Source organism: Pseudomonas sp. LBUM1647 (assembly GCF_059716175.1).
Window position 1 is genome coordinate 3541542 of record NZ_CP166809.1, and the last position, 14609, is coordinate 3556150.

Sequence of the window (14609 nt, forward strand, 5' to 3'; positions counted from 1 at the left end):
CGTGGGAACTTGTCGGGTTCCGTCACTTACTCAAGCAAGAGCCCGGCGATTTCGATCGACCGACAACCGCGAATTCAACCTCTGAGACCCCCCCTATGTCCGCCACCGCGTCCATCATCCTTGTAGTCGAAGACGACGCCATCGTGCGCATGCTGATTGTCGATGTGCTGGAGGAACTCGAGTTCAAGGTGCTCGAGGCCGATGGCAGCGAACAGGCGCTGGAGTTTCTCAACGATGAAGATCAGTACATCGATTTGATGATGACAGACGTTGGTTTGCCGGTGATGGACGGCCGTGAACTGGCCACACAGGCCCGGATGCTGCGCCCTGAGTTGCCGATCCTGTTTGCCAGCGGCTATGCCGAAAGCATTGATGTGCCCGAAGGTATGCACGTGATTGGTAAACCGTTTTCCATTGATCAGTTACGCGACAAAGTCAAAGGCATGCTGGCCTGAGACTGGGCATCTTGGACCCACCACTCTTCTGCATAAACCGACGTAAGGCTGCATTTTTCGGCGTTTTTGGGCTCTGACCTGTCAAGTTTGACAGTAGAAAAGGCCGCCCGCCTGGCGTTTGATTGGACCGGTGATCCCACTCATAAGGAACCGAGTCCATGCCGAGTCGAACCGAACGCCACGCACGTTATTTGAAAATCAGCGGATTATTGCTGATGCTCATCGCCGGATATGGTTGCCAGTCAGCCTCTTCCGACAATCCCCAGCACTGCTTTGAACAGAGCGGACAGGCGTTCAGCGAAGTATTGAGCTGCTATCGCAAAGCCGAAGCGACGCAACCGCTGCGCTACACCAGTAAGGGACAAGAGCAACAGCCCGGCGTCAACATCCGGCGCTTCGAGCTGACGTCACAGTCCTGGGGCCAGGGCGGGCAAGTCGCCCCGGCAGACTGGGCCCATGGAGTCGACCTGTACATTCCCGACAACGTCAAGGGGACGCGCGCCGTGCTGGTCGCCAACGACGGCGTCAACAATCCTTTGCCCGGTGAGTATCCGGGAGCACCCAACAACTTTTCGCAGCAAACACTGCTCAATATTGCCCGGCAAACCGGCTTGATCGTAGTGGCTGTCAGCAATGCCCCTAACCAGTATTTGACCTACAGCGATGACGGCGTGCCGCGCACAGAAGATGGCAGCGTTGCCCACAGCTGGAAACTCTTCATGCAGGCCCCGGAACAACAGCCCTTTATGTCGCTGCATGTGCCGATGATGGAGGCGCTGGTCAAGGCCATGGACCTGGCGCAAAAAGAAACGCAGCCAGGCCAGGTGGTGAGTTTTCTTGCCACCGGCGCGTCGAAACGCGGTTGGGCGGTATGGCTGTCCGCCCTTGCGGACTCACGCGTCGATAGCATCGTGCCGTTTGTCATCGACGTCTTGAACACGGACAAAGTGTTCGACCAGACGTTTCTGGCCTACGGCGGTAACTGGCCACTGGCGTACATCGACTACTACATGCAAGGTGTGATCGCCCAACGCAAGACCGAGCCGTTCAAGAAGCTGATGCAGGTCGAAGATCCGATGACCTATCGGAATCTGTCCGGCTACACCGACCGCTTGAAGATCCCGAAATACATCGTCAACGCCAGTGGCGATGACTTCTTCATCCCGGATGCTTCACGCCAGTATTTTCCGGACCTGCCGGGTAACAATACACTTCGGGTCATTCCCAATTCCGCCCACGATGTGCGGGCGTTTGTTGAAGCGAACCTGATTCCTTATATCAAGCGGCGGCAGACCGGCAATACCGCACCGAGGTTAAAGGCACAGGAACAGCGCCTGGACGCCACATCGACCAAGTTGCACCTGACCTTGTCCGAAATGCCGATCAGGACGACTCAGTGGACAGCGCTCAACCCAAAGGCCCGGGACTTCCGGTACAACTGCGGCGTGCGCTACACCGCAAAACCATTGCCGGTCGCAATGGACGTCCAGGCGACTCTCCGTGCTCCCAAGGTGGGTTGGGCCGCAGAATTCTTCGAAGCTGAGTACGCGGACGGCGTTGTCGAAACGACGATGGTCAAGGTTCTTCCTGATACGTATCCGAATCAGGCGCCACCCGCCGATGAGGCGTTTTGCAGAACGCTACCCGCCACCCTGGGTCAGTAAATCAAGACACGACAATCTCAACCCTTTTGCTCTATGGGGTTGTCGTGTTTCCTTGATTGTTCTCGGTCATCCATTTTCTTGCGCCTGACGCCGGAGCGTTCAGCTCAAGGCCACGCTTGCTGTGGTTTAATTGCGCCCCTACCCGATTGCCCGTATCAAGGAATACCGATGACCCAGCCCCGCGCAACCAAAGTCCTGGTCATTGGTTACGTCTGGCCCGAGCCCCGCTCTTCGGCGGCCGGCGGGCACATGATGCAAATTCTCGAGACCTTCTTGCAGCAAGGCTGGGACATTACGTTCAGTAGCCCGGCCGGCACCGGTGAACACCGGGCAGACCTGACGGTGCTGGGCATTCGCGAAGTTCCGATCGAATTGAACAACAGCAGTTTCGACACGTTCATCAGCGAACTGGCCCCGGATATCGTTCTGTTCGATCAGTTCATGATGGAAGAACAGTTCGGCTGGCGAGTTGAGAAGCACTGCCCCGATGCCTTGCGCGTGCTTGAGACCTCCGACCTGCAAAGCCTGCGAGATGCCCGCCATCAACGCCTCAAGGAGCGTTTGAAGGCCAGTGACGACGCCAACGACTTCAATGAACTGTTCGCGCCGGCGTTACGTGAAGAGTTTGAGCTCATGGCCGAGACCGATCTGGCCAAACGGGAAATCGCAGCGATTTATCGTTGCGACTTGAATCTGATGGTTTCCGAAGTAGAGATCGAGTTGCTGGTCGAGCAATTCAAGCTGCCGCGTCACTTGCTGCACTGGTGCCCGCTGATGGTCGATCTACCGAGCGTGCCACCGGTTTCTTTTGAAGACCGCGCGCACTTTCTCAGCATCGGCAACTTCCGTCATGCGCCCAACTGGGATGCGGTGCTCTGGATGAAAACCACTATCTGGCCGCTGATTCGCGAACAACTGCCAAAGGCTCAATTGCACATTTACGGTGCTTACACACCGCCCAAAGCGACTGCGTTGCACAACCCCGGCCAGGGTTTTCATGTAATGAACTGGGCGGAAGATGCGCTAAAAGTTATGTCAGGCGCGCGGATATGCCTGGCCCCCCTACGCTTCGGTGCCGGCATCAAAGGCAAGATTGTCGACGCCATGTTATGTGGCACGCCCACGATCACAACGCCCATAGGCGCCGAAGCTATGCATGGCGAACATCTCTGGCCGGGTGCTGTGACCCGAACAGCACAGGCGTTCGCCGATTGCGCGGTTCAGCTGTACAAGGACGAGGCTCTGTGGATGGACGCCCAAACCCAAGGGAAGATATTGCTGGCCGATCGTTATCGACAATCGGAACATGGTCCGGCGCTGATCGAAAAGTTGTTGTATTGCCAACAACACTTGGCACAACTTAGAAGCGATAACTTTACGGGAAGCATGTTGCGTCATCACCATCACAAAAGTACGCAATACATGGCACAATGGATTGAGGCAAAGAATCGAAATCCGCTACAGCACTTACTCCAACAACAAACATCTTGCATTATCACTGTTATTGACCAAGCTTAATACCATCTCTATAAATACCCAGCCGAACTTTAACTTGATAAGTTAAGTTCGGCGCAACTACCAACTCCTAATAAATCAATGCAAGGATGCATTAAATGGACAACTTTGTTCAGAATAATTACACACTCAACAACTGGATGACCGCTACTCCGGCAATTGATACATTGTCGCTCTGTGAATTGACGCTGCCAGGCACCCATAACGCGGGCAGCGACTGGAAAGCATCCTGGCCGCTGATTCCAGGCGCCCACTGGCTCGCCTGTCAGCACCAATCGTTTTATGCTCAGCTGCGCCACGGCTCTCGAGCACTCGATATCCGTTTAATGTACGACGCCAAGGCGCCGGGGGTCGGGAAATTCTGCATTCATCACAACGGTTACCGCAATGGTCGTACCTTGGGGCACCTTGTAACCGATGTGGAAAAATTTCTTCAGGAGAACCCCAACGAATTCATCATCCTGGACTTGCATGAACTGAAGCGGGATCAGTTTGATTTCGCTTACTTCAACAGCATGATGATGCTCTTTCTCGGCCATCGCATAATCCCCACCAAAAACCGGTCTCTGAGTCTTCGTCAACTCAAACAAATCAGCTCTCTACAAAGAATTTTAGTCGCCGCCCCATGGCACAGCGCTCTTGATCGAAATGTATTTCACGAGCAGATCGAGCACAAATGGTCTGGCAGCGGTATCACCAGTGCCGCTGACTTGCAAAAGCACATTATTAATGTGCTAAAGAACCCACCAGGCACATGGGCACCCTGGTCGCTTTCCGCCACCAGTTACAGCGCCCTCGGTGGCCCCGTGGATATTCATGACGAGCTTAATTCCTGGTTCGATCCGAAGAAAAGCGACTGGGCATTGAAATGCAATATCATCAATGTCGACTTTATTGAAGAGTCCAACATTGTCTCTTATTGCCGAACTGTAAACCTTACGAAAGCGAGCAATCGAAATTAACAATATTCGCGCTATCAAATAGCTATTCTTGTGTAAGTGTTTCCGACGCTGGCAATACTGCCATGCACCTCTATGCTGGGTCATGAAAGCCTTTTGTCTCAGGCGAGTGATACGGATGTGGCACCCAGCCACATCCGACACATGAACTTCTTCTCCCCACGGATGGGGCGAATCAACGACAAGGAACTGTCATGACCCGTAATACAGCAACCACGCTCGACAAACAGAAATGGATGAGCAACGTATTGGATATCGGCCAGTTGAAGCTGACTGATATTGTCTGGCCCGGCACGCACAACGCCGGCATGGACAAAAAAGCGCCCAACTACGAAGTGATGGTCGGCAACTGGACGACGTGCCAGAACGACTCATTTGCCTGGCAACTGGCCAAGGGCGCACGGGCGTTCGATATCCGGCTTGGCTGTACCGCCGGCCCGGTAGTACCGGTGTTCTACTTCCATCACAACGGCTATCAATCCCACCGCATTATTGATGAACTGATCGACGCGGTGACGACATTCCTCGACCGAAACCCGGACGAATTCATCGTCCTCGACTTCCACCAGTTAGGGGATGCGGCGAAGCCTTTCGACTACCAACAACTCAATGATCTTCTGATGCGCCGCCTGGGCTCGCGCTTGATCCGTCCTTCGGACGTGCTCAGTACCGTGGAACAGCTCAAGCGCGCCAGTTCGCAGCGCCGCATTGTCATGGCAGCACAGGCGAAGCCCGGGCTGGACAGTGAGTATTTCTGGCCGCAAATACCTCACAAGTGGAACGGCAAGGTATTCACCGACACCAGCGATCTGCAATCGCATATTGAGACCACCCTTGTAGGGGCGCCTTACGATACATTTCTCTGGTCTTTGCCGGCGACGTGCTATTCGCTGCTGGGTGGCCCGCAGCACATCAAAAATCAGATCAACGACTGGTTCCACACCACCCGCGACTGGGTCACCCGTTGCAGCATCATCAGCACCGATTTTTTTGACGAGGCGGATATTGTCCGCTACTGCTGGAGCGCCACCAGCATGAAAGCGGTTTACGGAGACAGGTTGCATGGACCCGCATAAGCGAAAGCCATGGCAGGCTGGCACAGCAGGCGCCAAAAGAGGCATGATCCGATAGCGATAACAAGAAAAGCGCCCCGACATGACCCGAACAGCCCGTGTGACAGACCCCTCCTACGAACTGATGGACGACCATAACGGGTTGTCCATCATCTATCGTCAGCACGGTTTTCCCTGCCCGTTGGTGCGCTGGCATTTTCACAAGGAATACGAACTGCACCTGATCGTCGCCAGCTCCGGCAAAGTATTCATCGGTGACTACATCGGTAACTTCTATCCGGAATCGCTGTTCCTCACCGGCCCCAACCTGCCCCACAACTGGATCAGCCAGGTGGCCGAAGACGAAGTGGTGCCCAAGCGCGACATGCTGGTCAACTTCACGGACGAGTTGTTCGACAGCGGCCACTTGGTGTTTGCCGAGCTCAAGTCGCTGGTGCCGCTGTTGGAGCGCGCCCAGTACGGCATCGAGTTTCGCTGCAAGCGCACCATTCGCCAGGCCATGACTTTGATGCAGCGCATCGCCGACACCAAAGGCGTGACGCGCCTCGGGCACTTTTTCATTCTGCTGGAGTTACTGGCGGCCTCTGACGACTATCAGCTGCTGTCCGGGGCCACGACACCGCAATTGGCCGATGAGCACAATATCGATCGCACCAACCGGGCGGTGGATTACATCTTCGCGCATTACGCTCGGGAACTGCCGCTGGAGGAAGTCGCCGAGCACCTGGGCATGAAGCCGACTTATTTCAGTCGAGTGTTCAAGCAAGCCACTGGCCGGTGTTTCATCGAGTTCGTCAATCGACTGCGCATCAGCAAATCCTGTGAGCTGTTGGCCGACGGTGACAAACCGGTGACCGACGTGTGTTTCGAATCGGGCTTCAACAATATTTCCAATTTCAATCGGCGTTTTCAGCAACTCAAGGGCATGACGCCGTCCCATTACCGGCGGTTGGCCGTGCAACGGTTGACTGAGCAAAATCTCGGGTAAAGAAAGATCAAAAGATCGCAGGCTTCGCCAGCTCCTACAGGGGATTGCATTCCAATGTAGGCGCTGGCGAAGCCTGCGATCTTTTGATCTTGGGGCCCGAAAACCTGTACAAAATCAATACAGATCAACGGCAAAAAAACCGTTCCCTGCACCTCTCCCGCCAAACCTCAGTGCAAAATAGTATCGATTCAAGTGCGATGGATGATTTGTCACGTCATCAATTGAAGGCTGTAATCAGTGCACATTCTTCCTGCCGTCGGAAGACACAAAAACAATAACTGTCCTTCTGTAACCCACCGGGTGCAGAAAAGGAGTGCACGATGCAACCTTCTGTAAAAGCTCTGCTTGCCCTCACCTGCATGACCCTCAGCAGCGTCAGCCTCGGCGCCCAGACCCTGACCATCGCCACCGTCAACAACAGCGACATGATCCGCATGCAAAAACTCTCGAAAACCTTCGAGGCCGAGCACCCGGACATCAAGCTGAATTGGGTGGTGCTGGAAGAAAATGTCCTGCGCCAACGCCTGACCACCGACATCGCCACTCAGGGCGGACAGTTTGATGTACTGACCATTGGCATGTATGAAGCCGCACTCTGGGGTGCCAAGGGTTGGCTGGAGCCGATGAAGGATTTGCCGGCCAGCTACGCCCTCGACGATGTGTTCCCATCGGTGCGTGAAGGCCTGTCGGTCAAGGGTTCGCTGTATGCCTTGCCCTTCTACGCTGAAAGCTCCATCACCTATTACCGCACCGATCTGTTCAAGGAAGCCGGGCTGACCATGCCCGAGCATCCGACCTGGACCCAGATCAGCGAATTCGCCAGCAAACTCACCAATAAGGATAAAGAACAGTACGGCATTTGCCTGCGCGGCAAGGCCGGCTGGGGCGAGAACATGGCGCTGATCACCACCGTCGCCAATGCCTATGGTGCGCGCTGGTTCGATGAGCAGTGGAAGCCGGAATTCACCGGCCCCGAGTGGAAAAACGCGCTGAACTTCTACGTCGACACCATGAAAAAATCCGGCCCGCCGGGTGCGTCGAGCAACGGTTTCAACGAAAACCTCGCGCTGTTCAACAGCGGCAAATGCGCCATCTGGGTGGATGCCAGCGTCGCCGGCTCCTTCGTCACCGATAAGACCCAAAGCAAGGTCAGCGACCACGTCGGCTTCACCTACGCACCGCACGAGACCACCGACAAGGGCTCGGCCTGGTTGTATTCCTGGGCGCTGGCAATTCCGACCAGTTCCAAGGCCAAGGACGCGGCGAAAACCTTCAGCGCCTGGGCCACTTCCAAGGAATATGGCGCTTTGGTTGCCGAGAAAGACGGCATTGCCAATGTACCGCCAGGTACTCGCGCTTCGACGTATAGCGATGAGTACATGAAGGCTGCGCCTTTCGCCAAGGTGACCCTTGAATCGCTGAAAGCCGCGGACCCGAGCAAGCCGACCCTCAAGCCCGTGCCGTATATCGGCATCCAGTTGGTGACCATTCCTGAATTCCAGGCCGTGGGCACCCAGGTCGGCAAATTGTTCTCGGCAGCGCTGATCGGCCAGACCACGGTCGACCAGGCCCTGACCGCTGCCCAGTCAACCACCGAACGTGAAATGAAGCGCGCCGGTTACCCCAAGTAACCCGCAATCTGCTCCCGCCTTCTGTGGGAGCGAGCTTGCTCGCGATGACGGTCTCCCATTCAGCATTACGGGCGACTGATACACCGCCATCGCGAGCAAGCTCGCTCCCACATTAGATCTTCATAGGTCTGCATGAATCGGTTCTATCGCCATGAATATTTCAACTGCCAAAGCTCACATGGACATTCCCCAACCGGTGCGTAAAAGCCGGTTGGCCAACCCCGGCTGGTTCCTGGTCAGCCCCTCGGTGGCGTTGTTGCTGCTGTGGATGATCGTGCCGCTGGGCATGACCGTTTACTTCTCGCTGATCCGCTACAACCTGCTCTACCCCGGCGAGAACGAGTTCGTCGGACTTGAGAACTTCAGCTATTTCCTCAGCGACTCGGGGTTCCTGCCCGGCGCCACCAACACCTTGTTGCTGGTCGGCAGCGTGCTGCTGATCAGCGTGGTGTTCGGCGTGTTGATCAGTGCGCTGCTGGAGGCCAGTGAGTTTCTCGGTCGCGGCATCGTACGGGTGATGCTGATCTCGCCGTTTTTCATCATGCCCACCGTCGGTGCGCTGATCTGGAAGAACCTGATTTTCCATCCGGTGTCGGGGATTCTCGCCTACGTCTGGAAGCTGTTCGGCGCGCAGCCGGTTGACTGGCTGGCGCACTACCCGCTGCTGTCGATCATCATCATCGTGTCCTGGCAATGGCTGCCGTTCGCGATCCTGATCCTGATGACCGCCATGCAGTCCCTCGACCAGGAACAGAAAGAAGCCGCACGCCTCGACGGTGCCGGGCCGATAGCGATCTTCTGGCACCTGACCTTGCCGCACCTGGCCCGCCCGATTGCGGTGGTGGTGATGATCGAAACCATCTTCCTGCTCTCGGTGTTCGCCGAAATCTTCACCACCACCAACGGTGGCCCCGGCTACGCCTCGACCAACCTCGCCTACCTGATCTACAACCAGGCGCTGGTGCAGTTCGACGTCGGCATGGCGTCCGCCGGTGGCTTGATCGCGGTGGTGATCGCCAACATCGCGGCCATCGTGCTGGTGCGGATGATCGGCAAAAACCTGACAGACAAAGCCTGAGGCCTGCGCCATGACCCTTCAACAATCCCGCCGTCTGCAAAGCCTGCTGCTCGGCACCCTGGCCTGGGCCATCGCGATCCTGATCTTCTTCCCGATCTTCTGGATGGTGATGACCAGTTTCAAAACCGAAATCGATGCGTTCGCCACGCCGCCGCAGTTCATCTTCACGCCGACGCTGGAGAACTACCTGCACATCAACGAGCGCAGCGATTACTTCAGCTTCGCCTGGAACTCGGTGGTGATTTCCTTCAGCGCCACCGCTCTGTGCCTACTGATCGCGGTGCCGGCGGCGTACTCGATGGCGTTCTACGAAACCCAACGCACCAAAGGCACGCTGCTGTGGATGCTCTCCACCAAGATGCTGCCACCGGTGGGCGTGCTGATGCCGATCTACCTGCTGGCCAAGAGCTTCGGCCTGCTCGATACGCGCATCGCCCTGATCGTGATCTACACGCTGATCAACCTGCCGATCGTGGTCTGGATGATTTACACCTACTTCAAGGACATCCCCAAGGACATCCTCGAAGCCGCGCGCCTCGACGGTGCCACGCTGTGGCAGGAAATGGTCCGGGTGCTGCTGCCGATCGCCAAGGGCGGCCTGGCGTCTACGGTGCTGCTGTCGCTGATCCTGTGCTGGAACGAGGCGTTCTGGTCCTTGAACCTGACTTCGTCGAAAGCCGCGCCGTTGACCGCATTGATCGCCTCCTACTCAAGTCCCGAAGGTCTGTTCTGGGCCAAGTTGTCGGCGGTGTCGACGCTGGCCTGCGCGCCGATCCTGATCTTCGGCTGGATCAGCCAGAAACAATTGGTCCGCGGCCTGTCGTTCGGCGCCGTGAAATGAATCAAAAGCAAAAGATCGCAGCCTGCGGCAGCTCCTACAGGAGCACCGCATCGGCCGGACGTTCCGTGTAGGAGCTGCCGCAGGCTGCGATCTTTTGATCTTAAAAAACAACAATCGGAGGAGCGCCACCATGGCCAACCTGAAAATCAAGAATCTGCAAAAAGGCTTCGAAGGCTTTTCCATCATCAAAGGCATCGACCTGGAAGTGAACGACCGCGAGTTCGTAGTGTTCGTCGGTCCATCGGGCTGCGGCAAATCCACGTTGCTGCGGCTGATTGCCGGCCTGGAAGAAGTCAGCGGCGGCACCATCGAGCTCGACGGCCGCGACATCACCGAAGTCAGCCCGGCCAAACGCGACCTGGCGATGGTGTTCCAGACCTACGCCCTGTACCCACACATGAGCGTGCGCAAAAACATGTCGTTTGCCCTCGACCTGGCTGGCGTACCGAAAGCCGAAGTCGAGAAGAAAGTCGGCGAAGCCGCACGCATCCTCGAACTCGGGCCGATGCTCGAACGTAAACCGAAACAGTTGTCCGGCGGTCAGCGTCAGCGCGTGGCCATCGGCCGCGCCATCGTGCGCAATCCGAAGATCTTCCTGTTCGACGAACCACTGTCCAACCTCGACGCCGCCCTGCGCGTACAGATGCGACTGGAACTGCTGCGCCTGCACAAAGAACTCAAAGCCACGATGATCTACGTGACCCACGACCAGGTCGAAGCCATGACCATGGCCGACAAGGTTGTCGTACTCAATGGCGGCAAAGTCGAACAAGTCGGCTCGCCACTGGACCTGTATCACCAGCCGGCCAACCTGTTTGTCGCCGGGTTCCTTGGCACGCCGAAAATGGGTTTCCTCAAGGGCAAAGTCACCCGCGTCGAAAGCCAGAACTGCGAAGTGCTGCTGGACGCCGGCACCCGCATCACGTTGCCGCTTAGCGACGCCAACCTGAGCGTCGGTGGCGCGGTCACCCTGGGCATTCGCCCGGAGCATCTGAATCTCGCGCAAACCGGCGACTGCACCTTGCAGGTCACGGCCGACGTCAGCGAACGCCTGGGTAGCGACACTTTCTGCCACGTGGTGACCTCGTCCGGTGAAGCGCTGACCATGCGTGTTCGCGGCGACCTGGCCAGCCGTTATGGCGAGTCGCTGAGCCTGCATCTGGACGCCGAACACTGCCATTTATTCGATGCCGACGGTGTGGCGCTGACCCGCCCACTACGCGCTGCGGCCTGATTTCGAGACCTTGTGATGAAACTCAATAAACAGAACCTCAACCGCCTCGCCCCTGAGGTGCTCCTGCCCGCCTACGCCCTGAGCGACACCCGCCAAGGCATCGCGCACATCGGCGTCGGCGGTTTCCACCGGGCGCATCAGGCGTATTACACCGATGCGTTGATGAATACCGGCGAAGACCTGGACTGGGCGATTTGCGGTGTCGGCCTGCGCGCCGAAGACCGCCGCGCCCGGGACGATCTCAAAGAGCAGGATTACCTGTTCACCCTGTTCGAGCTGGGCGATACCGACGACACCGAAGTCCGGGTCATCGGCGCGATTCGCGACATGCTGCTGGCCGAAGACGGTGCGCAAGCGCTGATCGACAAACTCGCCAGCCCCGAGATCCGTATCGTTTCGCTGACCATTACCGAAGGCGGCTACTGCATCGACGACAGCACCGGCGAGTTCATGGCCCAGCTGCCGCAAATCCAGCACGACCTGGCACACCCGAACGCACCGAAAACCGTGTTCGGTTTCCTCTGCGCCGCGCTGGCCAAACGCCGCGCAAACGGCACGCCTGCCTTCACCTTGATGTCCTGCGATAACCTGCCGCACAACGGCGCGGTCACCCGCAAAGCGTTACTGGCATTCGCCGCCCTGCGCGATGCCGAGCTAGGGGACTGGATCGCCACCAACGTGAGTTTCCCCAATGCGATGGTCGACCGCATCACACCGATGACCAGCACCGAACACAAGCTGCAACTGCACGATAAACACGCTATCGACGATGCCTGGCCGGTGGTCTGCGAACCGTTTGTGCAGTGGGTGCTGGAAGACAAGTTCGTCAACGGTCGTCCGGCCTGGGAAAAGGTCGGCGTGCAGTTCACTGACGACGTCACGCCTTATGAAGAGATGAAGATCAAACTGCTCAACGGCAGTCACCTTGCACTCACTTATCTGGGTTTTTTGAAGGGTTACCGCTTCGTTCACGAAACCATGAACGACCCGCTGTTCGTGCGCTACATGCGTGCCTACATGGACCTGGACGTGACCCCACAACTGTCACCCGTACCGGGAATTGACCTGACCGAATACAAAAACACCCTGGAGGCGCGCTTCTCCAACCAGGCGATTGCCGATCAGCTGGAGCGCGTGTGTTCGGACGGTTCGTCGAAGTTTCCGAAGTTCACTGTGCCGACGATCAATCGCTTGATTGCTGATGGGCAGGAGACCAAACGGGCTGCATTGGTGGTGGCAGCTTGGGCGTTGTATTTGAAGGGCGTGGACGAGAATGGGGATACCTACAGCATTCCTGATCCGCGGGCGGCGTTTTGTCAGGCGCTGGTGGCGGATGATGCGTTGATCACGCAGCGGTTGCTGGCGGTTGAGGAGATTTTTGGTACGGCGATTCCGCATTCGCCTGAGTTTGTGGCAGCGTTTGAGTGGTGCTGTAACAGCTTGCGGGATGTCGGCGTGACAACAACCCTTGAGCGGGTATTGGCGTAATTCCTGAGGCGAAGCTGCTATCGCCATCGCGGGCAAGCCCGCTCCCACAGGGATCAATGTCGTTCACAAATCTGTGCGCCACCACTGACCACTGTGGGAGCGGGCTTGCCCGCGATGGCGGACTGACAGACAACCTATATGTTGAATGTGCACTAAAACAGACCTGACGATCCAAGGATCTTCCATGGCAAACCAACAACTATTCCTCGGCATCGACTGCGGCACCCAAGGCACCAAAGCCATCATCCTCGATGCCGTCAGCGGTCAGGTGCTGGGCCAGGGCGCCGCAGCCCACACCTTGATCAGCGGCGCCAACGGTCGCCGCGAGCAAGACACCGCTCAATGGCTGGAAGCCTTCGCGCTTGCCACCCGCCGTGCATTGGTCGCGGCGAAGGTCGACGGCCAGGACATCCTCGGCATCGGCGTTTCCGGCCAGCAACACGGGCTGGTGCTGCTCGACGATCAGGGCCAGGTGCTGCGTCCGGCCAAACTCTGGTGCGACACCGAATCCACCCCGGAAAACGACCGTCTGCTTGCCCATCTGGGTGGCGAAAAAGGCTCCCTGGAACGCCTCGGCGTTGTGATCGCGCCGGGCTACACCGTCTCCAAACTGCTCTGGACCAAAGAACAACATCCACAGATTTTCGCTCGCATCGCGCGCATCCTGCTGCCCCATGACTACCTCAACTATTGGCTCACCGGCCGCAGTTGCAGCGAGTATGGCGACGCCTCGGGCACCGGCTATTTCAATGTGCGCACCCGCCAGTGGGATTTGCAGCTGCTGCGTGACATCGATCCCACCGGGCGACTGCAAGCCGCGCTGCCGGAGCTGATCGACGCCCATCAAGCCGTCGGCACGATCCTGCCGAGCATCGCCGAACATCTGGGCATCAACCCGCAGGCGCTGGTCTCCAGCGGCGGTGGCGACAACATGATGGGCGCCATCGGCACCGGCAATATCAAGCCCGGCGCTATCACCATGAGTCTCGGCTCATCGGGGACGGTGTACGCCTATGCCGACCAGCCGAAAGTCAGTCCGGACGCTTGCGTCGCAACGTTCTGCTCCTCCAGTGGTGGCTGGCTGCCGCTGATCTGCACCATGAACCTGACCAACGCGACCGGGGTGATTCGCGAGCTGTTCGAGCTGGATATTGAACAGTTCAACAACCTCGTCGCGCAAGCACCCATCGGTGCCGAAGGCGTGTGCATGCTGCCGTTCCTCAACGGCGAGCGCGTCCCCGCCCTGCCCCATGCCACCGGCAGCCTGTTGGGGTTGACGATGACCAACCTGACCCAGGCCAACCTGTGCCGCGCGGTGGTCGAAGGCACGACCTTCGGTTTGCGTTATGGGCTGGACCTGCTGCGCCAGAATGGCTTACAAAGCCGCAGCATCTGCCTGATCGGCGGCGGCTCGAAAAGCCCGATGTGGCGGCAGATCGTCGCTGACATCATGAACACCCCAGTCATCTGTACCGAACAAAGCGAAGCCGCGGCCCTTGGCGCCGCGATTCAGGCGGCGTGGTGCAAGTCCTGGGAAAACGGGCATGAAGACAGCCTGGCGGATCTTTGCGAGCGTTGCGTGAAGCTCGATCCGGCCAGCGAAACCTTGCCGATCGCAGACAATGTGGCGGCCTGTCAGCAAGCCTACGAACGCTATCAACAGCATGTCGCAACCCTTTAAAG

12 protein-coding genes are annotated in these 14609 nt (G+C 57.6%); all 12 read left to right on the top strand.

What is annotated here, in order from left to right:
- Nucleotides 1–95: 95 nt before the first annotated feature.
- The 12 genes from ACA059_RS15985 (at nt 96) to xylB (ending at nt 14607) form a co-directional block, all read left to right on the top strand.
- Nucleotides 96–455, top strand: a complete 360-nt coding sequence (locus ACA059_RS15985) for a response regulator (protein WP_497630032.1) — start codon at nt 96–98, stop codon at nt 453–455.
- Between the two features lie 158 nt (nt 456–613).
- Nucleotides 614–2119: a PhoPQ-activated protein PqaA family protein gene (locus tag ACA059_RS15990; RefSeq protein ID WP_497630033.1), complete on the top strand. Its 1506-nt coding sequence runs from the start codon at nt 614–616 to the stop codon at nt 2117–2119.
- A 168-nt stretch (nt 2120–2287) separates the two neighbouring features.
- Entirely contained in the window at nt 2288–3637 is a 1350-nt protein-coding gene (locus ACA059_RS15995) for a glycosyltransferase (RefSeq protein WP_497630034.1), read from the top strand.
- 95 nt (nt 3638–3732) lie between these two features.
- A complete protein-coding gene (locus ACA059_RS16000; protein ID WP_497630035.1) occupies nt 3733–4596 on the top strand; it encodes a phosphatidylinositol-specific phospholipase C domain-containing protein in 864 nt (287 codons plus the stop codon).
- A gap of 191 nt (nt 4597–4787) precedes the next feature.
- On the top strand, nt 4788–5669 hold the full coding sequence (locus tag ACA059_RS16005; protein WP_497630036.1) for a phosphatidylinositol-specific phospholipase C domain-containing protein: 882 nt from the start codon (nt 4788–4790) through the stop codon (nt 5667–5669).
- A 79-nt stretch (nt 5670–5748) separates the two neighbouring features.
- The gene (locus ACA059_RS16010; RefSeq protein ID WP_497630037.1) at nt 5749–6654 is read left to right on the top strand and encodes an AraC family transcriptional regulator; all 906 of its coding nucleotides are present in this window, start codon (nt 5749–5751) and stop codon (nt 6652–6654) included.
- 320 nt (nt 6655–6974) lie between these two features.
- On the top strand, nt 6975–8285 hold the full coding sequence (locus tag ACA059_RS16015) for an ABC transporter substrate-binding protein (RefSeq protein WP_095129876.1): 1311 nt from the start codon (nt 6975–6977) through the stop codon (nt 8283–8285).
- Between the two features lie 151 nt (nt 8286–8436).
- Nucleotides 8437–9363, top strand: a complete 927-nt coding sequence (locus ACA059_RS16020) for a carbohydrate ABC transporter permease (protein ID WP_046055095.1) — start codon at nt 8437–8439, stop codon at nt 9361–9363.
- A gap of 10 nt (nt 9364–9373) precedes the next feature.
- Complete coding sequence (locus ACA059_RS16025; protein WP_046047128.1) at nt 9374–10204, top strand: carbohydrate ABC transporter permease; 831 nt, start codon at nt 9374–9376, stop codon at nt 10202–10204.
- Between the two features lie 130 nt (nt 10205–10334).
- The gene (locus tag ACA059_RS16030) at nt 10335–11438 is read left to right on the top strand and encodes an ABC transporter ATP-binding protein (protein WP_497630038.1); all 1104 of its coding nucleotides are present in this window, start codon (nt 10335–10337) and stop codon (nt 11436–11438) included.
- Between the two features lie 15 nt (nt 11439–11453).
- The gene (locus ACA059_RS16035) at nt 11454–12926 is read left to right on the top strand and encodes a mannitol dehydrogenase family protein (RefSeq protein ID WP_497630039.1); all 1473 of its coding nucleotides are present in this window, start codon (nt 11454–11456) and stop codon (nt 12924–12926) included.
- A 184-nt stretch (nt 12927–13110) separates the two neighbouring features.
- Nucleotides 13111–14607, top strand: a complete 1497-nt coding sequence (gene xylB / locus ACA059_RS16040; RefSeq protein WP_497630040.1) for a xylulokinase — start codon at nt 13111–13113, stop codon at nt 14605–14607.
- The last annotated feature ends 2 nt before the right edge of the window (nt 14608–14609 follow it).

What these genes read in the sequence shown, in the direction of transcription:
- ACA059_RS15985 (WP_497630032.1), top strand. Translation starts at nt 96, where the DNA reads ATGTCCGCCACCGCGTCCATCATCCTTGTAGTCGAAGACGACGCCATC.
- ACA059_RS15990 (WP_497630033.1), top strand. Translation starts at nt 614, where the DNA reads ATGCCGAGTCGAACCGAACGCCACGCACGTTATTTGAAAATCAGCGGA.
- ACA059_RS15995 (WP_497630034.1), top strand. Translation starts at nt 2,288, where the DNA reads ATGACCCAGCCCCGCGCAACCAAAGTCCTGGTCATTGGTTACGTCTGG.
- ACA059_RS16000 (WP_497630035.1), top strand. Translation starts at nt 3,733, where the DNA reads ATGGACAACTTTGTTCAGAATAATTACACACTCAACAACTGGATGACC.
- ACA059_RS16005 (WP_497630036.1), top strand. Translation starts at nt 4,788, where the DNA reads ATGACCCGTAATACAGCAACCACGCTCGACAAACAGAAATGGATGAGC.
- ACA059_RS16010 (WP_497630037.1), top strand. Translation starts at nt 5,749, where the DNA reads ATGACCCGAACAGCCCGTGTGACAGACCCCTCCTACGAACTGATGGAC.
- ACA059_RS16015 (WP_095129876.1), top strand. Translation starts at nt 6,975, where the DNA reads ATGCAACCTTCTGTAAAAGCTCTGCTTGCCCTCACCTGCATGACCCTC.
- ACA059_RS16020 (WP_046055095.1), top strand. Translation starts at nt 8,437, where the DNA reads ATGAATATTTCAACTGCCAAAGCTCACATGGACATTCCCCAACCGGTG.
- ACA059_RS16025 (WP_046047128.1), top strand. Translation starts at nt 9,374, where the DNA reads ATGACCCTTCAACAATCCCGCCGTCTGCAAAGCCTGCTGCTCGGCACC.
- ACA059_RS16030 (WP_497630038.1), top strand. Translation starts at nt 10,335, where the DNA reads ATGGCCAACCTGAAAATCAAGAATCTGCAAAAAGGCTTCGAAGGCTTT.
- ACA059_RS16035 (WP_497630039.1), top strand. Translation starts at nt 11,454, where the DNA reads ATGAAACTCAATAAACAGAACCTCAACCGCCTCGCCCCTGAGGTGCTC.
- xylB (WP_497630040.1), top strand. Translation starts at nt 13,111, where the DNA reads ATGGCAAACCAACAACTATTCCTCGGCATCGACTGCGGCACCCAAGGC.